Annotated in this window: 20 protein-coding genes and 1 pseudogene; 17 read left to right on the plus strand and 4 right to left on the minus strand. The window is 72.8% G+C overall.

The annotated features are described in order from the left end of the window. The first annotated feature begins 4 nt into the window (after positions 1-4). The 12 genes from MICAU_RS00840 to MICAU_RS00895 all read left to right on the plus strand — a co-directional run bounded on the left by MICAU_RS00840 (position 5) and on the right by MICAU_RS00895 (position 9,004). The gene (locus tag MICAU_RS00840) at positions 5-643 is read left to right on the plus strand and encodes a DUF4178 domain-containing protein (RefSeq protein ID WP_030269724.1); all 639 of its coding nucleotides are present in this window, start codon (positions 5-7) and stop codon (positions 641-643) included. Between the two features lies 1 nt (position 644). Then, positions 645-1,139, plus strand: coding sequence for a DUF2617 family protein (locus tag MICAU_RS00845; protein ID WP_013283378.1), 495 nt, complete (start codon positions 645-647; stop codon positions 1,137-1,139). Next, positions 1,136-1,561 carry a DUF4247 domain-containing protein gene (locus tag MICAU_RS00850; protein ID WP_013283379.1) on the plus strand — a complete coding sequence of 142 codons (426 nt, stop codon included), beginning with the start codon at positions 1,136-1,138 and terminating at the stop codon, positions 1,559-1,561. Before MICAU_RS00845 ends, MICAU_RS00850 begins: the two co-directional genes overlap by 4 nt. A 31-nt stretch (positions 1,562-1,592) precedes the next feature. Beyond that, positions 1,593-2,015 (plus strand): DUF350 domain-containing protein, encoded by a 423-nt coding sequence (locus MICAU_RS00855; protein ID WP_013283380.1) that lies wholly within the window; start codon positions 1,593-1,595, stop codon positions 2,013-2,015. Beyond that, positions 2,015-2,788: a hypothetical protein gene (locus tag MICAU_RS00860; RefSeq protein WP_013283381.1), complete on the plus strand. Its 774-nt coding sequence runs from the start codon at positions 2,015-2,017 to the stop codon at positions 2,786-2,788. The genes MICAU_RS00855 and MICAU_RS00860 overlap by 1 nt, the downstream gene beginning before the upstream one ends. After that, complete coding sequence (locus MICAU_RS00865; RefSeq protein WP_013283382.1) at positions 2,785-4,353, plus strand: polyamine aminopropyltransferase; 1,569 nt, start codon at positions 2,785-2,787, stop codon at positions 4,351-4,353. Before MICAU_RS00860 ends, MICAU_RS00865 begins: the two co-directional genes overlap by 4 nt. A gap of 67 nt (positions 4,354-4,420) precedes the next feature. Beyond that, on the plus strand, positions 4,421-5,419 hold the full coding sequence (locus MICAU_RS00870) for a hypothetical protein (protein WP_041784385.1): 999 nt from the start codon (positions 4,421-4,423) through the stop codon (positions 5,417-5,419). A gap of 69 nt (positions 5,420-5,488) precedes the next feature. Beyond that, positions 5,489-6,268, plus strand: a complete 780-nt coding sequence (locus tag MICAU_RS00875) for a hypothetical protein (RefSeq protein WP_013283384.1) — start codon at positions 5,489-5,491, stop codon at positions 6,266-6,268. A gap of 72 nt (positions 6,269-6,340) precedes the next feature. After that, positions 6,341-7,069: a hypothetical protein gene (locus tag MICAU_RS00880; protein ID WP_013283385.1), complete on the plus strand. Its 729-nt coding sequence runs from the start codon at positions 6,341-6,343 to the stop codon at positions 7,067-7,069. After that, positions 7,066-7,875: an SDR family NAD(P)-dependent oxidoreductase gene (locus MICAU_RS00885; protein WP_013283386.1), complete on the plus strand. Its 810-nt coding sequence runs from the start codon at positions 7,066-7,068 to the stop codon at positions 7,873-7,875. Before MICAU_RS00880 ends, MICAU_RS00885 begins: the two co-directional genes overlap by 4 nt. A gap of 154 nt (positions 7,876-8,029) precedes the next feature. Further along, entirely contained in the window at positions 8,030-8,569 is a 540-nt protein-coding gene (pyrE, locus tag MICAU_RS00890) for an orotate phosphoribosyltransferase (protein ID WP_013283387.1), read from the plus strand. Positions 8,570-8,626: 57 nt separating this feature from the next. After that, entirely contained in the window at positions 8,627-9,004 is a 378-nt protein-coding gene (locus MICAU_RS00895) for an ArsR/SmtB family transcription factor (protein ID WP_007454255.1), read from the plus strand. Between the two features lie 172 nt (positions 9,005-9,176). Here the strand turns inward: MICAU_RS00895 and MICAU_RS00900 are convergent, their stop codons facing one another. The 3 genes from MICAU_RS00900 to MICAU_RS00910 form a co-directional block, all read right to left on the minus strand. Continuing rightward, positions 9,177-9,965, minus strand: a complete 789-nt coding sequence (locus tag MICAU_RS00900) for a DedA family protein (protein WP_369752208.1) — start codon at positions 9,963-9,965, stop codon at positions 9,177-9,179. A gap of 80 nt (positions 9,966-10,045) precedes the next feature. After that, a complete protein-coding gene (locus tag MICAU_RS00905) occupies positions 10,046-12,562 on the minus strand; it encodes a polynucleotide kinase-phosphatase (RefSeq protein ID WP_013283389.1) in 2,517 nt (838 codons plus the stop codon). Beyond that, positions 12,559-14,049, minus strand: coding sequence for a 3' terminal RNA ribose 2'-O-methyltransferase Hen1 (locus tag MICAU_RS00910; protein WP_013283390.1), 1,491 nt, complete (start codon positions 14,047-14,049; stop codon positions 12,559-12,561). Before MICAU_RS00910 ends, MICAU_RS00905 begins: the two co-directional genes overlap by 4 nt. Positions 14,050-14,224: 175 nt before the next feature. Between MICAU_RS00910 and MICAU_RS33520 the strand changes: the two are divergent. The 3 genes and pseudogenes from MICAU_RS33520 to MICAU_RS00920 all read left to right on the plus strand — a co-directional run. Beyond that, positions 14,225-14,323, plus strand: a pseudogene (locus tag MICAU_RS33520) (sigma factor); the annotation flags it as partial. 131 nt (positions 14,324-14,454) lie between these two features. Then, positions 14,455-14,649, plus strand: coding sequence for a sigma-70 family RNA polymerase sigma factor (locus MICAU_RS33525; protein ID WP_342341501.1), 195 nt, complete (start codon positions 14,455-14,457; stop codon positions 14,647-14,649). After that, the gene (locus MICAU_RS00920) at positions 14,649-15,701 is read left to right on the plus strand and encodes an LCP family protein (protein WP_013283391.1); all 1,053 of its coding nucleotides are present in this window, start codon (positions 14,649-14,651) and stop codon (positions 15,699-15,701) included. The genes MICAU_RS33525 and MICAU_RS00920 overlap by 1 nt, the downstream gene beginning before the upstream one ends. Positions 15,702-15,714: 13 nt before the next feature. Here the strand turns inward: MICAU_RS00920 and MICAU_RS00925 are convergent, their stop codons facing one another. Continuing rightward, entirely contained in the window at positions 15,715-15,924 is a 210-nt protein-coding gene (locus tag MICAU_RS00925; protein WP_013283392.1) for a hypothetical protein, read from the minus strand. A 138-nt stretch (positions 15,925-16,062) separates the two neighbouring features. Here MICAU_RS00925 and MICAU_RS00930 point away from each other — a divergent pair, with 138 nt between their 5' ends. Then, positions 16,063-16,446, plus strand: a complete 384-nt coding sequence (locus tag MICAU_RS00930) for a phage holin family protein (protein ID WP_013283393.1) — start codon at positions 16,063-16,065, stop codon at positions 16,444-16,446. A 195-nt stretch (positions 16,447-16,641) separates the two neighbouring features. Next, a complete protein-coding gene (gene fbaA, locus MICAU_RS00935) occupies positions 16,642-17,664 on the plus strand; it encodes a class II fructose-bisphosphate aldolase (protein WP_013283394.1) in 1,023 nt (340 codons plus the stop codon). Positions 17,665-17,682 lie beyond the last annotated feature (18 nt).

The following is a 17,682-nucleotide window of genomic DNA, read 5'->3' on the forward strand; positions in this document are numbered from 1 at the left end:
GGTCGTGAACGGTTCGTTGGCGTGGGTGCTGGCCACGCTGGGATGTCTGGTCGGGGTGGCCGGAGTGGTGATCGCGGTGATCGCGTGGCGGAAGTCCCAGTCCGCGTCCCGCCCGAAGACGAAGGCGGCGCCGGGTGACCCGTTCCGGGACCGGGACGCGGACGCGCTGCGCGGCGACCCGCGCGCGCTCAAGCCCGGCGACATCGTCGAGATCCGCGCGGTGCCGTACACGGTCCGTGGCTCGGTGCACCTGGTCGAGGGCGGCTGGAGCTGGGCGGAGCACCTACTCGACGATGCGGGCGGCGTGAAGCGCTGGCTCTCCGTCGAGGCCGACCCGGACCTGGAGATGGTGCTCTGGACCAGCGAGCCGGGGGCCACCGTGACGCCCGGGGCCCCGACGCTGGAGATCGCCGGCCGTCGCTACAACTGGGACGAGTCGGGCCAGGCCCGGTACACGGCCACCGAGGGCACCGGCCTCGACCCGAACGGCACCATGCGCTACTACGACTACCAGGCGCCCGGCGGCGCACGGCTGTCGTTCGAGGCGTACGGGGAGGCCGGCTGGGAGGTCAACCTCGGCGAGGAACTGCGCCGCGCCGAGGTGATGATCTACCCGCAGGGTGGCCCGGACACGGTGCGCTGACGTGCTCGTCTGTCTGGACGCGCCGTACGTCGACACCAGCGCCGCCGATCTGAGCCTGGCCCTGGGCGGCCCGGAGCTGCCGGCGCTCGCCGTACGCGACATCGACCTGCCCGGCCTGCCCCGGCTGCGGCTGCGCCTGCTGGGCGCCTCCCACCAGGTCGTGCTCGGCACGCTCACCGAGACGGTCGCCTGCCTGCCCGGCCGCCCGCCGCACCTGCCGGGCACGCTGCACGACGAGACGGCCGGCTACCGGTTCCTCGCCACAGTGCTCCGGCCGGAGGGCGACGGCCTGCGTACGCGGGTCGCGGCGCTGCGCGCCGAACTGGCCGAGGACCCGTACGCGCTGATCGGCGTCTTCCCCGGCGACGAGGACGCGGTCACCGCGCTCTCCGTGCGGCCCGCCCCGCCGGACGGCGTGCTCGCCTGGCGCACCTGGCACGCCTACCCGCAGACCAACGAGCTGGTCCTGACCGAGACGGTGGTGGAGGAGCTGTGACGTACCGACGGTGGTTCGTGGTGGGCGTGGCGGTCGCCGTCATCGGCGCGCTCATCGCCGCCTTCACGATCTTCTACGGCAACTTCTCGCCCCGCGGCTACGTGGAGGACAACTTCTCCCGCGCCACCGGGCGGGACATCGGCTCGAACGCGATCGCTTACACCTCGAACAAGGCGCCGAGCGACGTGTCCAAGCAGATCACCGACACCTGGAAGCCGGCCGACCAGTACGTCGACGGCAGCGGCGTGTACCTGCGCTACGACGACGACTCGGTGGTGATCCTCCCGCTCGCCGTCGGCTCGGTGATCCTGCTGGAGAAGATGACCACCGCCTACCCCCGGTACCACAGCGTCGTCGGCAACAGCTGGGGCTGGGGCCGAGGCAGCACGGTCCGGGGCGGCGGCCCCGGTTCCGGCAAGTAGCCCCTCCGACCCCCTCACCCTGGAGTCTCCTGTGCAGCATCTCGTCACCGACCTGCTGGTCACCCTCGCCTACGGCGCGGTCGGCGTCGTCCTGATGGCGATCGGCTACGTCCTGGTCGACCTGGCCACCCCCGGCAAGCTCCACGACCTGATCTGGACCGAGCGCAACCGCAACGCGGCTCTGCTGCTCTCGTCCAACCTGCTCGGGGTCGGCACGATCGTGGTCGCCGCGATCGTGGCCAGCGACGACGACTTCACGCTGGGGCTGGTCGGGGCCGCCGCGTACGGCATCCTCGGTCTGGTGATCATGGCGGCGGCGTTCGTGCTGCTCGACGTGGCCACCCCGGGCAAGCTCGGTGAGCTGCTCGTCGACCCGGAGCCGCACCCGGCGGTGTGGGTCTCCGCCACCGTGCACCTCGCCACCGGTGCGATCATCGCGGCCGCGATCATCTGATGAGCGGAAAGCCCGCACAGCATTCGGCGGGGAAGGACAAGCGCACCCAGACGGTGATCTGGTCCGTGGTCGTGGGGATCGTGGTCGTCGTCTGCGCCATCGGTGTGTTCAGCGGCGACTCGGACACCTCCGTCCCCGCGCCGGCGGCCGACGAGCGGTCCGGCACCGTGCCGATCCTCCGGGCCGCCGCCGACAGCCAGGGCATCTGCTACGGCTGGGAACTGCTCGACGTGTACGACGAGGTGAGCGTCGGCTCCAACCTCGGCGACGGCACCACAGTCGTCGACGCTCCCGGCTGCACGCGCTGGATCGCGGTGTCCGCGAACGTCAGGTACACCTCGTCGAGCAGCGAGTCGGAGGACTCCGCCACGATCCGGATCAAGGGCTCGGACGACATCGAGTTCGCCGACCTCGCCGCGATCGAGACCCGGCTGGGCCGCTTCGGGCTGGACGAGGAGGCATTCGTCGACGACCCGGGCTGGGCCGTCACCCGGGCCGCCACGATCCTGCCGCTGCTCGCCGCCGAGCGCGGGCTCGCCGAGCCGGCCGCGACGCCCACCGCCGCGCCGTCCACGGCCGCCGCACCGCTGCCGGACGCCGGCAACGACTTCTGGCGGGACCGCTGGATCTACGTCCTCAGCTCGCTCGGTCTGTTCCTGCTCGCCGCGCTGTTCCTCGTCGTGGGCGTGCGCCAGCGCCGCAACCACCGGGGACGGGTGCCCGCGCAGCGCGCCGGGGCGGGAGCCGCCGGACGTACCCGGAGCAGACGGTGACAGTCGACGTGGCCGCACGGCCGCGGTGGCGCCTGGCCCGCGCGGCGGTCCTGCTCGCGGTCTTCGTGTGCGCGGCCTGCGGCCTGGTGTACGAGCTGGCGCTGGTCGCGCTCGGCAGCTACCTGATCGGCGACACGGTCGGCCAGGCGTCGATCGTGCTCGGCGTGATGGTCTTCGCGATGGGCGTCGGCGCGCTGGTGGCGAAGCCGTTGCAGTCCCGGGCGGTGGTCTCGTTCGCGGTGATCGAGCTGACGCTGGCGCTGCTCGGGGGCCTGTCCGTGCTCGGCCTCTACGCCGCGTTCGCCTGGCTCGACCTGTACGGTCCGGCGCTCGTCGGCACCGCGTTCGTGCTCGGACTGCTGATCGGCGCGGAGATCCCGCTGCTCATGGTGATGCTGCAACGCATCCGGGAGCAGTCGGCGGGCAGCGCGGTGGCCGACCTGTTCGCCGCCGACTACGTGGGCGCGCTGCTCGGCGGGCTGGCCTTCCCGTTCCTGCTGATCCCGGTCTTCGGCCAGCTCAAGGGCGCGCTCGTGGTGGGCGCGGTGAACGCGGTCGCCGGTGTGGTGCTCGTCTTCACCGTGTTCCGCGCCGAACTCGGCCGCCGGGCGCGGGCCGCGCTGGGCGCGGCCACCGTCGTGGTCGGCCTGCTTCTCGGGTACGCCTGGGTGACCGCCCACGACTTCGAGGTGACCACCCGCCAGCAGCTCTACCGCGACCCGGTGGTGCACGCCGAGCGCAGCCGCTACCAGGAGATCGTGCTGACCCGATCGGTGCGCGAGCCCGGCCACTCCGACACCGACCTGCGGCTGTTCCTCAACGGCGACCTCCAGTTCAGCTCGATCGACGAGTACCGCTACCACGAGGCGCTCGTGCATCCGGCGATGCGGGGGGCGCACGGTGACGTGCTGGTGCTCGGCGCCGGGGACGGGCTGGCCGCACGGGAGATCCTCAAGTACCCGGACGTGCGCTCGGTGACGCTCGTCGACCTCGACCCGGCAGTGGTCGAGCTGGCCCGCCGGGAGCCGCAGCTGCGCGAGCTGAACCGGGAGTCGCTCACCGACCCCCGGGTACGGGTGCTCAACCTGGACGCGTTCGCCTGGCTGCGTACCGCCACGGACCGCTTCGACGTGGTGATCGCCGACCTGCCCGATCCGGACGAGACGGCCACCGCGAAGCTCTACACGATCGAGTTCTACACGCTGATCCGGCCGGTGCTGGCCCCCGGCGGGCGGCTCGTCGTGCAGTCCGGGTCGCCCTACTTCGCACCCCGGTCGTACTGGTCGATCGAGCGGTCGGTGCGCGAGGCGGGCTTCGCCACAGTGCCGTACCACGTCGACGTGCCGAGCTTCGGCGACTGGGGGTTCGTGCTCGCCGCGCCGGGTGACGTCGCGCCGGAACTGGCGCTGCCGGACGATCCGCCGCCGCTGCGTTTCCTCACCCCGGCGGTGCTGGCCGCCGCCGGCACGTTCCCCGCCGACCGGGCCCGGATCGACGTACCGGCCTCCACCCTGTTGCGCCCGAGGGTGCTGGACTACGCCCGCGAGGAGTGGCGCGGCTACTAGGTTTCGGGACATGCCACCCGAATCGTCGTCGCGTCACCGACCGGGGATCGGCTGGCTGGTCCGCCGGCTGCCGACCCGGGCGGTCGAGGCGGCGTCCTACCTCCAGGCGTTCGTGCTCTCCGGCGTGGTCACCGTGCTGGCCGTGCGGGCGTACCTGAAGGCCACCGACTATCCACAGCTCGGCGGCGGCGGGCTGCACATCGCGCACGTCCTCTGGGGCGGCCTGCTGCTCGCCGTCGGCCTGGGCATCCCGCTCGTCTTCCTCGGCGGTGGCGCCCGCAGCGGCGGGGCGGTGATCGGCGGCATCGGGTTCGGGTTGTTCATCGACGAGGTGGGCAAGTTCGTCACCACCGGCACCGACTACTTCTACGCCCCCGCCGCCGCCATCATCTATGTCGCGTTCGCGCTGCTGGTCCTGCTCATCCAGGCGGTACGCGGGCGCACCGGCCGGTCCCGGCTGACCCCGGCCGAACGCACCGCGAACGCACTGGACATGGTGCTCAGCGGCCTGCCGGGCGGGCTGACCGACCGCCGCCGGATCGCCGTGCTGCGGCTCGTCCAGGGCACCGGACCGGCCACCGAGACGGCGGTGGCGCACCTGCTCGAAGCGGTGCCCCACCGGGAACCGCCGCCGGTGCCGCTCTGGCAGCGGGCGGCGGACCGGGCCCGGCGCCTCGCCGTCTGGGCGGCCGGACGCCGCTGGCTGGTCTGGCCGGTGGTGGTCTACCTGGTGGTGGAGCCGGTGCTCACGGTGGTGGCGGTGTTCCTCGACGGGGTGACCGGGAAACTGGACCAGGAACGGGAGTGGGGCGCGGTGCTCGGCGTCAGCGCCACCGCGTTGATCACCGCCGTGCTCGGTCTGTGGGCCGCCTGGCTGCTGCGCCGCAACCGGGCCGAGGCGTTCCGCCTGTTCAAGCTGGCGCTGCTCGTCGACCTGCTGTTCGGGCAGGTCTTCAACTTCACTGTGAACCAGTTCGGCGCGGTCTCCGCCGTCGCGCTCGATCTCGCGTTGCTCGGCGTGGTCACCGCCGAGCACCGCCGGTTGCGGCGCGCCGCCGAGAGGTAGAGCCGTTTCCGGCGTGCTGAGCTGGTGGAAGATCGCTACGGTGGGCATCTGATCCAGGAAGGGAGAATCATGGTCGATGCTCCGGGCACCCCGCCCCGCACGCGTCCCGGCGTGGTGACGCTCTCCAGTTGGCTGCTCATCCTCGTCGCCGCGATCCAGGTGCTGAACCTGATCGTGGCGCTGACCGTCGTCGGCAAGATCCGCGACGTTCTCACCGACGCGTACGCGGGCACCTCGGCCGAAGGGGCCGGCGACATCGCGTACGCGTTCAGCATCATCACGGCGGTCGTGTCGCTGCTGATCGCGGCCGGGCTCGTCGTCCTCGCGCTGCTGAACAACCGGGGCAAGAACGGCTCCCGGATCACCACCTGGGTGCTGGGCGGCATCCTGTTCTGCTGCACCGGCGGCGGGCTGCTGACCGGCCTCACCGGCGGCATGACGGGCGGCGGCAACACCACCGGTGACGTGCCCAGCTCGGAGGAGATCCAGCGCCGGCTGGAGGACGCGCTGCCGTCCTGGTACACCCCGGTCAACCTGCTGCTGGGTCTGGTCGCGCTGCTCGCCCTGCTGGCCGCGCTGATCCTGCTGGCGCTGCCGAAGGCGAACGAGTTCTTCCGCAAGCCCAAGGCCGGCTGGGAGCCGCCGGTGCCCGGTGGCGCCTACCCGGCGTACCCGTCGCACCCGGGCCAGTCCGGGGATCCGGCGTACCCGTCGTACCCGCCGGCTCCCGGCACCCCGCCGTCGACGCCCGGCGGTCAGCCGCCGTCCGCGCCGGGTGGTCAGCCGCCGTCCGCGCCCGGTGGTCAGCCGGGTGAGCGCCGCGACCCGGAGCCGCCATCCGGAAGTTGACGTCCGGATTGCAGCGACGCCGACGATCCCTCCGAGTAGGTTGCAAGCCGACGCCTACCGGAGGGATCAGTCGTGTCGTACCCCGATCGGGCCGCACCCCGCCGGCCGGGCACGGTCCTCGCCGCGGCGGCGCTGCTGCTGGTGATGGCGGTGGGCGCCGTGGCGTACGCGGTGGTCAACCTGGCCGTCGGCGGCGGCACGGTGGACCGGTTCCGGGACGCGGCAGCCGAGCGGACCGGCGCCAGCGGCGGCGACGTCGACCAGGTGGCCGGTCTGCTGCGCGGCTCCACAGTGCTGGCCGCCGTGCTCGGCGTGCTCGCCGCGCTGCTGCTCGTCGGGCTCGCGCTCGGTCTGCTCGCCGGCCGGTCCGGTGCCCGCACGGCGACCTGGGTGGTCGCCGGCACGGGCCTGCTCTGCGGTTGCTGCGGGCTGGCGGTGCTGGTCGGCCAGCGGGCCGCCCCGCTGCGGCTCGGCGCGGACGACCGGATCACCGCCGACCTGCTGGGGCTCGTCGGCGACGCGTACCCGTCGTGGTGGATCCCGGTGAACGCGACGCTGTCGGTGGCGCAGATCCTCGGCTATCTGGTGGTCGCCGTGCTGCTCACGCTGCCGTCGTCCGGCGCGTTCCTGCGACGCCGTACCGCACCGCTGCGGCTGTCCGGCTACGGCTCGACAGTGTCCGGCGCGGCCGCCCCCGGGCCGACGCCCTGGGGGCCGCCACCCGGCCTGAACCCGCCCCCGTCCGTCCCGCCCGCGACGCCGCCGGGTGGGTTCCCGCCACCTCCCGAGGACAGCCGATGACCGGTGACACCCACCCCTCCCGGCGCCGCGCCCTGGTGACCGGCGCCAGCCTGGGCATCGGCGAGGCGTTCGCCCGCCGGCTCGCCGCCGACGGATGGGACCTCGTCCTGGTGGCCCGGGACGCCGCCCGGCTCGACGCGCTGGCGGCCGAGCTGACCGGCCGGCACGGCGGTGACGCCGAGACGATCGCGGCCGATCTGTCCACCGAGGACGGCTGCGCGGCGGTCGAGCAGCGGCTCACCGCCGGTACGCCGATCGAGCTGCTCGTCAACAACGCCGGCATCAGTCTGAGCACGTCGTTCGTCCGCTCGTCGGTGGCGGACGAGGCGCGGCTGGTCCGGCTCAACGTGCTCGCCGTGCTGCGTCTGACCCACGCCGCCCTCGGTCCGATGATCGAGAGAGGCCACGGGGCAGTGATAAATGTCTCTTCCGTTGCCGGCTTCGGTGTCCCCATGCCGGGATCCACGTACTCGGCCAGCAAGGCGTGGGTGACGAATTTCAGTGAATCGATCGGCCAGTCCGTCGCACCGCTGGGTGTGCGCGTGATGGCGCTCTGTCCCGGCTACACGCGAACCGGAGTTCACGAACGCGCGGGCATCGACATGTCGCGCCTGCCCGCCTGGGCCTGGCTGCGAGCCGACGATGTGGTCGCCGAAGGGCTCCGTGACCTGCGCAAAGGCAAGTCGGTGAGCGTGCCGGACTGGAAGTACAAGGTGGCGGTGGCCGGGCTGCGGCACGCGCCGAAGCGCCTGCTGCGCGGCTTCCGGCGGGACACCCGGGGTGCGGTCGGCCGGCAGCGCGGCTGACCGGCGGCAGCCCGTACGCGCACCGGCCCGGCGGCCGACCGGGATGGACGGTCGCACAGCGTAGCCGCTCATCGCCACCCGTCGGTCGCCCGCAGGGTTGACCAGGGCAGGCCCGAAACATGGCGCTCAGACTTGCGAAGTACGCTCTTGGGCCATGGGCGACCACGACGACCTGCGCAAATTCATCACTGACCTCGCTGTGGTGCACGGCCGGGTGGTGCTCTCGTCGGGCCGCGAGGCGGACTGGTACGTGGATCTGCGTCGCGTCACGCTCCATCACGAGGCGGCTCCGTTGATCGGCCGGGTCATGCGTGACCTCACCGCCGACTGGGCCTACGACGCGGTCGGTGGGCTGACCCTGGGCGCCGATCCGGTGGCCGCCGCCATGCTGCACGCCTCGGCGGGCACCGGCCACGCGGTCGACGCCTTCGTGGTCCGCAAGGAGGGCAAGGCCCACGGTCTCCAGCGCCGGATCGAGGGGCCGGACGTCTCCGGGCGACGGGTGCTCGCGGTCGAGGACACCTCCACCACCGGTGGAAGTGTGTTGACGGCTGTCGACGCATTGCGTGAGGCAGGGGCCGAGGTGGTGGGTGTGGCGGTTATTGTTGATCGAGGTGCCGGCGACACGGTGCGAGCCGCCGGATTGCCCTATCGGGCGGCCTATACGTTGGCTGACCTCGGCCTTGTGGCGTAAAAGTTTGCCGATTCGGATCTGCTGATATGCAGGCGGATCGATGCTGCTGGTGGAAGGATGGAATACGTGGGAACTGCGTTGGCTGAAATGACCATGCCTCAGATCTCGCCGCTTGCCGGCGAGCCGATCGAACGCGCCGACGCCGAGCGGCTTGCGGGGGTCCTCAAGGCCCTCGCTGACCCCGCCCGGCTGCGGCTGCTCAGCCTGATCCAGTCGGCTCCCGAGGGGGAGGCGTGCGTGTGTGACCTCACCGCGCCGCTCGGCCTCTCGCAGCCGACGGTCAGCCACCACCTGCGAATCCTCACCGAGGCCGGCTTGCTGGAGCGGGAGAAGCGCGGGGTCTGGGCGTACTACCGGCTGGTGCCGTCCGCGATCGCCACGATCGCGGATCTGCTCACCCCGCCGCGGAAGCGGGCCACCAAGAAGGCTCGCTGAAACCTTCGGGCCGACCCGACCGAGGGTCGTCCCGACCGGGTGACCGGTGGCGTGCGAGGGGTGGCGCCATCAGCGCACGGTGACGGCTGTCGTCGTCCGTGTGACCCGGCTGGAGCAGTGCTGTCGAAGGCCGGTCCTCGTCCGAGGGCCGGCCTTCGGCGTCCGTACGTGCTCAGCGGCGGTGCTGACCGCCGTGCCCGTCGCCGTGGCCGGGACGGTGCTCCTCGATGCCCTCCCGGGCCGCCTCCACAGTGCCGGCCACAGTCGCCGCGGTGATGACGGCGACCGCCTCGCCGCGCTTGCGTGCCCGCCGGTCGCGGAGGAACTCGAAGAAGATCGGCAGCACCGAGATCACGATGATCAGCGCGACCACCGGCAGGATGTACCTGTCGATCTTGTCGCCGATGGCGTCGTAGATCTGCCGGGCCAGCAGGTAGCCGATCAGCAGGATGCCGTCCACCCAGAGGACCGCGCCCACCACGTTCCACACGAAGAACTGGCGGGCCGGCATGCCGAGCACCCCGGCCACCGGGTTGAGGAACGTCCGCACGATCGGGATGAACCGGGCCAGCACCACGGCCTTCGCCGGGCCGAACTTCTGGAAGTAGTACTCCGCCTTCTCCACGTACTCCCGCTTGAACAGACGGGAGTTGGGCTTCTCGAACATGCGCCGGCCGTACCGGGCGCCGAGCCAGTGCCCGAGCTGGGCGCCGGCGATGGCGCAGAGCGGACCGCCGATCATCAGCCCGGCCAGGGACAGGCGGGTGCCGTCGCCGAAGATGGCGTCGGCCACCGGAGAGGCGGCCACCCCGGCCAGGAACAGCAGCGAGTCGCCCGGGAAGAAGAAGCCGACGAGCAGCCCGGTCTCGGCGAAGAGGATCACCCAGACGCCGATCATGCCGAAGGTGTGGATGAGGTCCTTCGGATCGAGCGGGTTCAGCGCCACGCTCTCGGAGAACATCCGGGTCTTCTCTGCTGTGTCCACGGCCACACAGGGTACCCCGGCCCGGTCCGGCATTTCGGCCGGACCGGGCGTCCTCGTCAGAGGCGGGGGTCGACCGGCTCGGACTCGCAGGCGAGGATCGCGAACACCAGCTCGTGGCGGCGCCAGAGCGGGGCGTCCTCGGCCAGCGCGTCCAGGGCGGCCAGGCCCAGTCCGTGCTCGCGCAGGGCGAGCCCGCGCTTGCGACCCAGCGAACGGCGGCGCAACGCGGCGAGCTGCCCCGCCTCGGTGTACCCGGGACCGTAGATGATCCGCAGGTACTCCCGCCCCCGGCACTTGATCCCCGGCTGGAGCAACGAGCCCTTCGGCGAACGGGCGGCCAGGCCCGCGTACGGCTTGACCACCATGCCCTCGCCACCGGCCGCGGTGAGCGCCAGCCACCACTCGGTGGCGTCGGCCACCGCCGACTCGTCGGCCAGGTCCACCACCCGCCGCCGGGTCGGCGTGAAGAACTCCGGGTCGGCGGCGCAGAGCCGGTCGGCCAGCGCCAGGTGCCAGCCGTGGTCGCGGTCGGCGTAGCTCACCCCGGCCCCGGCCAGCACCGCGAACGGCGCCAGCGTCACCCCGCGCAGCCCGTCGGTCGGCCGGACGTACGCCCGGTAGGCAGCCGAGTAGGCGGTGATCTCGGCGGCCCGCCCGGCCATCCGGTCGCGCAGCCCCGCCACCGGCAGCCCGCGCCCGGCGGCGGTGTCCAGCGCGGCGAGCACCGCCGGCAACGCGGCCCGCCCGGCCGCGCCGACCCCGGCGTACTGCTCGCGGATCAGCCCGCTCGCCTTCGCCGACCAGGGCAGCAGCTCGGCGTCGAGCAGCAGCCAGTCGGTGTCCAGCTCGGCCCAGAGGCCGGCGCCGGTGACCGCGGCGCGCACCCGGGTCAGCAGCTCGCCGTCGAGCGGCGGATCGAAGAACGGCCTGCCGGTACGGGTGTGCACCACCCCGCCGCCGAAACGGCCCGGCTCCCGCTCCACGAGCACCACCGCTCGCGAGCCCATGTGCTTCTCCTCGCAGACCACCCGCTCGACGCCCGCCGCGCGGTAGTCGGCGAACGCCTCGGCCGGGTGCTCCAGGAACCCGTCCACTGCCGACGTGGAGCAGGGCGCCATCGTCGGCGGCAGCCACACCAGCCGGCCCGGGTCGACCGCGAACCGGCTCATCACCTCCAGCGCGGCGGCGGCGTTCTCGGCCGGCACGGTCAGCGACCCGTACGCGTGGGTGAGGTGCCGTCGCCCGGTCACGTCGGCCAGGTCCAGCACGGTGTCCGGCCGCGACGGCGTGACCGGGACCAGCGGACGTGCCGGGGCGTACCACTCCTTCACCGCCGGGACCGCCACCAGCTCCTTCTCCGGGTAGCGCAGCGCGGTGAGCTGCCCGCCGAACACGCAACCGGTGTCCAGGCAGATGGTGTTGTTCACCCACTCCGGCTCGGGCGTCGGCGTGTGCCCGTACACGACCATCGCCGAACCCCGGTAGTCCCGCGCCCACGGGTAGCGCACCGGCAGGCCGTACTCGTCGGTCTCGCCGGTGGTCTCGCCGTAGAGCGCGAACGACCGCACCCGGCCGGACGCCCGCCCGTGGTACGCCTCCTTCAGCCCGGCGTGCGCCACCACGAGCCGGCCGCCGTCGAGCACGTAGTGGCTGACCAGGCCGTCGATGAACGTCTCCACCCCGGCGACGAACTCCGGCGACTCGGCGGCGAGCTGCTCCATCGTCTCGGCCAGGCCGTGGGTCAGCCGGACGTCCCGGCCGCGCAGCTTGCGCAGCAGCTTCTGCTCGTGGTTGCCGGGCACGCAGATCGCGTGCCCGGCCGCCACCATGCCCATCACCAGGCGGAGCACGCCGGGCGAGTCCGGGCCGCGGTCCACCAGGTCACCGACGAACACCGCGGTACGCCCCGACGGGTGCGCCGCGTCCACCGGGCGGCCCGCGTCGTCGTGCCGCAGCACGTAGCCGAGCCGGGACAGCAGCGCCTCCAGCTCGGTCCGGCAGCCGTGCACGTCCCCGACCACGTCGAACGGGCCGGTCAGCTCCCGCCGGTCGTTGAACAGCTTCTCGTAGCGGACCTCCGCGGCGTCGATCTCGTCCACCCCGCGCAGCACGTGCACCTTGCGGAAGCCCTCGCGGGCCAGCCGCCCGTACGACTGCCGCAGGTCGCGGCGCATCCGGTTGAGCACCTGGCGGCCGTGCGTCCGGTCGGCGCGCGCCTCCGTACGCTCCCAGGCCACCGCCTCCGGCACGTCCAGCACGATCGCCACCGGCAGCACGTCGTGCTCCCGGGCCACCCGGATCAGCCCGGCGCGGGCGTGCGGCTGGAGGTTCGTCGCGTCGACCACAGTCAGCAGTCCCCGCCGCAGCCGGATGGCGGCGACGTGGTGCAGCGCGTCGAACGCGTCGGCGGACGCGGACTGGTCGTTCTCGTCGTCGGCCACCAGCCCGCGGAACGTGTCCGAGGAGAGCACCTGGCTGGGCGCGAAGTGCCGCCGGGCGAACGTGGACTTGCCGGAGCCGGAGACGCCGACGAGCGCCACCAGTGCCAGCTCGGGGATGTCCAGGACGGTCATCGGTTCGTCGCCTCCTTCCGGTCGTTGCTGGTGTTCTCATTGCGGTCATCCCGCGTCAGCACCGCGATCTGGGTCGGCGTGCCCGCCTCCGGGTCCTCGTCGCCGACGCCGCCGAGCACCGCCGTGTAGCCGTGCGCCGCCGCCACCCGGTCCACCCAGGCGGCGAACTCGGCCCGGGTCCACTCGAACCTGTGGTCCGCGTGCCGGAACCGGCCCGGCGCGAGCCCCTCGTAGCGCACGTTGTACTCGACGTTCGGGGTGGTCACCACCACCGTGCCCGGCCGGGCGTGGCCGAACACCGCGTCCTCCAGCGCAGGCAGGCGCGGCGGGTCGAGGTGCTCGACCACCTCCATCAGCACCGCCGCGTCGTACCCCCGGAGCCGGTCGTCCCGGTAGGTGAGCGCGGACTGCCACAGCCGGATCCGGTCCCGCTGCCGCTCCGGAAGCCGGTCCAGGCGCAGCCGCCGGGCCGCCAGGCCGAGCGACCGGTCCGACACGTCGACGCCCACCACCTCGGTGAACCGCCGGTCGGCGACGAGCGCGGTGAGCAGCGCACCGCCACCGCAGCCCAGGTCCAGCACCCGGCTCGCGCCGCTGTCCCGCAGCGCGGCGAGCACCGCCTCCCGTCGCCGTACCGCCAGGGAGGCCCGGCGGACGTCCTCCGCCGTCCCGGCCCCGCCGCCCGACGACCCGGCCGGCTCTCCGGTCGACGGCTCGATGCTGTCGTCGGCGGGCGGCTCGTCGGCGAGCCGCAGCTCGGTCAGCCGGGCCATCGCCTCACCCGCGAGCGCCCGGCGGTGCGCCAGATAGCGGCGCGTGATCAGGCCCCGCTCCGGATGACCGGCCAGCCAGCCGGCGCCGGCCCGCAGCAGCTTGTCCACCTCGTCCGGCGCCACCCAGTAGTGCTTGGCGTCGTCGAGCACCGGCAGCAGCACGTACAGGTGGTTGAGGGCGTCCGCGAGCCGCAGCGTGCCGGTCAGCGTCAGGTCGACGTAGCGGCTGTCACCCCACTCCGGGTACGTCTCGTCGAGCGGGATCGGGGTGGCAGTCACGGTCCAGCCCAGCGGGGCGAAGATCCGTACCGCCAGCTCGGCGCCGCCGCGGCAGCGCAGCACCGGCACCCGTACGGTCAGCGGGATCGCGCTCGCCGCCAGCTCGGGACGGTCGCGCGACTCGCCCCGCAGGGCGGAGCGGAACACCTTCGACAGCGCCGACGAGAGCAGGCTGGAGGCGGCGTACGGGCGGTCGTTGACGTACTGCCCGAGCGCGAAGCCCTCCGGCGCCCGGTTCCGGCGGCCGCCGCCCAGCTTGAGCGGATCGACCTCGACCAGCAGCGCCGCGGTGCAGCGCGCCTCGTCCGCCTCCGGGTAGAACACATGCGCGGCACCGGCGGGCAGGTCGAAGCTCTGCACGCGGTCCGGATGCTTCACCAGGAGGTGTCCGAGGTCGGTCGCCGGGCGGTGGGTCGTGGTCAGGGTCAGCAGCACCCATCGATGATCTCGTGATCGCCCGGTTCCTGTCGTGGGGGTTTCCGGGGAGGCCGAATCCCGCCGCAATGTTCCGGCTGCCCGGGACCGTCCATGAAACGGGACACCGGGAGGTGCAGTGACGTACGAGGAGTTCGCCGACGCGCGGTTGGGCGCCCTGCTGCGGTACGCGGTCATGCTGACCGGGGATCCGCACCAGGCCCAGGACCTCGTGCAGGAGACCATGGTCCGGGTCCAGCTCAACTGGCGGCGGGTGGCCCGCACCGACGCCCCGGAGCGGTACGTGCGCCGGATGCTCACCAACCAGTTCATCGACTGGCGACGCGGATCGTGGGCGCGACGGGTGCTGCTGCGCGGCGAGGCGGACGAGTCGGTGCCCGCGCCGACCGACCACGCCAGTCCGCCGTGGACCGGGACCAGGTCCGGTCCTGGCTGTCCCGGTTGCCCCGGCGGCAGCGGGCCGCGCTGGTGCTGCGCTACTACGAGGACCTGCCGGACGGGGAGATCGCCGAGATCCTCGGCTGCGCCGTCGGCACGGTCCGGTCCAGCATCTCGCGTGCGCTGGCCACCCTCCGAGCCGAACTCGTGGAGGTCTGCTGATGATCGAGGACGAGCTGCGGGCCGCGTTCGCCCGCCTCGAGGAGTCGACCCCGCCCGTCGGCCCGGTCCGGGCCGCCGTCGACCGGGCGGTGATCAGTCGCCGTCGGCGCCGTCGGCGCGTACGCCTGGCCGGGACCGCCCTGGCGGTCGCCGCCGTCGCGCTTGTCGGTTTCACAGCGATGGCGCCCCGGCCGCCGGCGCCGGCGGCGGCGCCCGCGCCCCCCACGCCGGTGCCGGAGCCCGGCGGAGCGCTGAACCTGCTGCTGCTCGGCGTCGACCAGTCGGTCGGCAGCCGGCGCGCCGACTCGGTGCTGCTGGTGCACCTGCCGGCCGACCGGAGCCGGCTCCACCTCGTGTCGTTCCCGCGTGACCTGCTGGTGCCGGTGCCGCCGCAGGGCGGGACGGAGAAGCTCAATGCGACGTTCTCCCGCGCCGCCGGGTCGGGCACCGACCTGGCCGCCGGCTACCGGGCGACCCGCCAGGCGGTCGCCGGGCTGACCGGGGTACGCGTCGACGCCGGCGCGGTGCTCACGTACCCGGGGGCGCGTGAGCTGACCGATGCGGTCGGCGGCGTGCCGGTCTGCCTGCCGGCGCCGGTGCGTTCGGTGCACACCGAGCGGCGTTTCCCGGCCGGATGTCAGCGGCTCGACGGCGCGGCGGCGGTGGACCTGCTGCGGCAGCGGTACGGCCTGCGCGACGGCGGGCTGGACCGGGACCGCAACGCGGCCCGCTACGCCGCCGGTCTGCTCCGCCAACTGCGGGAGCAGGGCACGGCGACCGATCCGGCGCAGCTCGGCCGGCTGCTCCTGCGGATCGGACCGGCCGTCACGGCCGACACCGGCGACCTGTCGCTGCCGGCGCTGGTGGCCGCGGCCGGCCGAACCTCCGCGGCCGAGCCGGTCGCGCTCGCCTTCCCGGTACGCGACGAGTGGAACGGTCGCGGGTACGAGCCGGACCCGGAACTCGCCCCCGGGTTCCTGGACGCGTTGCGCGCGGACCGGCTGGCGCAGTGGGCCGCAGAACACCCGGGTCAGGTCACCGCCCTGCGGTGACCCGGGCGCCGGGTCAGCGGTAGTCGTCCTCGTCGGCGGCGACGACGCGGGCCTGCTCCATGGCGTCCCAGTCGTCGACCTCCATGCCCCGGTGCGGCTCGCCGTCTGTCTCGTCGGTCACAGTGGTGGCCTGCTCCACCGCGTCGGCCGGCTCGGCCTCCAGATCCCGCTCCTCCGGGGCGAGGTGGTCACTGGGGGCGAAGTCCTCGTCGGGCTGACCCATCGTCCCTCCCTGTTCTCCGTGCGGGCATCGTCCCCACCACCGTACGGGCTGCTCCGGGCCGCCGCTGGGTGGCGGGCGGAACGGCGGAGTCGGCGATTGTCCCGCTCCCGGCGCGCGGCCGGTGCCAGGATGGGAGGCATGGGCTTCCTGATCCGACTGGCGATCACCGCGGTCGCGTTGTGGATCGCGACGCTGATCGTGCCCGGAGTGGAGGTGAGCGGCCGTAACACCGGCAGCAACGTGCTCACCCTGATCGTGGTGGCACTGGTCTTCGGTGTGGTCAACGCGGTGCTCAAGCCGCTCATCAAGGTGTTCGGCTGCGTGTTCTACCTGCTCACGCTCGGCCTGTTCGCGCTCGTGGTGAACGCGCTGCTGTTCCTGCTCACCGACTGGATCGCCGGGGTGCTGAAGCTCCCGTTCCACGTGGACGGCTTCTGGGCCGCCTTCTGGGGCGCCATCGTGGTCGCGGTGGTGAGCTGGCTGATCAGCGTCATCGTGCCGGACCGGCTGGAGAATCGGTGAGCGGCGTCCGGGCCGGTTGTGCCCCGCTCACGCTCCTACGGGATACTGCCCGCGGTGGACAGCGCGGTCCGGCGCAGCCGTGGACGTCAGCGACCGGAACGGCCGGCTCCGGGGAAGACCCGGGGCCGGAACGGCCGCCCTCCATGGAAGACAGCGGCCTGCACGGCCGAGAGCGGTAAGTAAGGAGCGTTCGACATGCCCATCGCTTCCCCCGAGGCTTACGCGGAGATGCTGGACCGGGCCAAGGCCGGCCGGTACGCGTACCCCGCGATCAACGTGACCTCCTCGCAGACGCTGAACGCGGCGCTCAAGGGCTTCGCCGATGCGGAGAGCGACGGCATCATCCAGGTCTCCACCGGCGGCGCGGAATACCTGTCCGGCCCGTCCGTGAAGGACATGGTGACCGGCGCTGTGGCGTTCGCCGCGTACGCGCACGAGGTCGCCAAGAAGTACCCGGTGAACATCGCGCTGCACACCGACCACTGCCCGAAGGACAAGCTGGACAAGTTCGTCCGGCCGCTGATGGCCATCTCGCAGGAGCGCGTCAAGGGCGGCCAGGAGCCGCTGTTCCAGTCGCACATGTGGGACGGCTCGGCCGTGCCGGTGGCGGAGAACCTGGAGATCGCCGAGCAGCTCCTCGCCGAGGCCGCCAAGGGCAAGATCGTCCTGGAGATCGAGGTGGGCGTCGTCGGCGGCGAGGAGGACGGCGTCGAGAACGCCATCAACGACAAGCTCTACACCACCGTCGACGACGGCCTGGCCATGGTCGACGCGCTCGGCCTGGGCGAGAAGGGCCGCTACATGGCGGCGCTGACCTTCGGCAACGTGCACGGCGTCTACAAGCCGGGCAACGTCAAGCTCCGTCCCGAGGTGCTCAAGCAGATCCAGGACGCGGTCGGCGCCAAGTACGGCAAGGACAAGCCGCTCAGCCTGGTCTTCCACGGCGGCTCCGGCTCGCTGCTGTCCGAGATCCGGGAGGCGCTGGACTACGGCGTGGTGAAGATGAACATCGACACCGACACCCAGTACACCTTCACCCGCCCGGTCGCGGACCACATGTTCCGCAACTACGACGGCGTGCTCAAGGTCGACGGCGAGGTCGGCAACAAGAAGATGTACGACCCGCGTGTCTGGGGCAAGGCGGCCGAGGCCGGCATGGCCGCCCGCGTGGTCGAGGCCTGCGAGCACCTGCGCTCCACCGGCACCACCATGAAGTGACACCCCGCGTGTAAGGAA

Source organism: Micromonospora aurantiaca ATCC 27029 (genome assembly GCF_000145235.1).
Taxonomy (GTDB): Bacteria; Actinomycetota; Actinomycetes; order Mycobacteriales; family Micromonosporaceae; genus Micromonospora; species Micromonospora aurantiaca.

Coding starts and splice junctions, on each gene's coding strand:
- MICAU_RS00860 (WP_013283381.1), top strand. CDS start 2,015: ATGAGCGGAAAGCCCGCACAGCATTCGGCGGGGAAGGACAAGCGCACC.
- MICAU_RS00875 (WP_013283384.1), top strand. CDS start 5,489: ATGGTCGATGCTCCGGGCACCCCGCCCCGCACGCGTCCCGGCGTGGTG.
- MICAU_RS00885 (WP_013283386.1), top strand. CDS start 7,066: ATGACCGGTGACACCCACCCCTCCCGGCGCCGCGCCCTGGTGACCGGC.
- pyrE (WP_013283387.1), top strand. CDS start 8,030: ATGGGCGACCACGACGACCTGCGCAAATTCATCACTGACCTCGCTGTG.
- MICAU_RS00895 (WP_007454255.1), top strand. CDS start 8,627: ATGGAATACGTGGGAACTGCGTTGGCTGAAATGACCATGCCTCAGATC.
- MICAU_RS00900 (WP_369752208.1), bottom strand. CDS start 9,965: ATGTTCTCCGAGAGCGTGGCGCTGAACCCGCTCGATCCGAAGGACCTC.
- MICAU_RS00905 (WP_013283389.1), bottom strand. CDS start 12,562: ATGACCGTCCTGGACATCCCCGAGCTGGCACTGGTGGCGCTCGTCGGC.
- MICAU_RS00920 (WP_013283391.1), top strand. CDS start 14,649: ATGATCGAGGACGAGCTGCGGGCCGCGTTCGCCCGCCTCGAGGAGTCG.
- MICAU_RS00925 (WP_013283392.1), bottom strand. CDS start 15,924: ATGGGTCAGCCCGACGAGGACTTCGCCCCCAGTGACCACCTCGCCCCG.
- MICAU_RS00930 (WP_013283393.1), top strand. CDS start 16,063: ATGGGCTTCCTGATCCGACTGGCGATCACCGCGGTCGCGTTGTGGATC.
- fbaA (WP_013283394.1), top strand. CDS start 16,642: ATGCCCATCGCTTCCCCCGAGGCTTACGCGGAGATGCTGGACCGGGCC.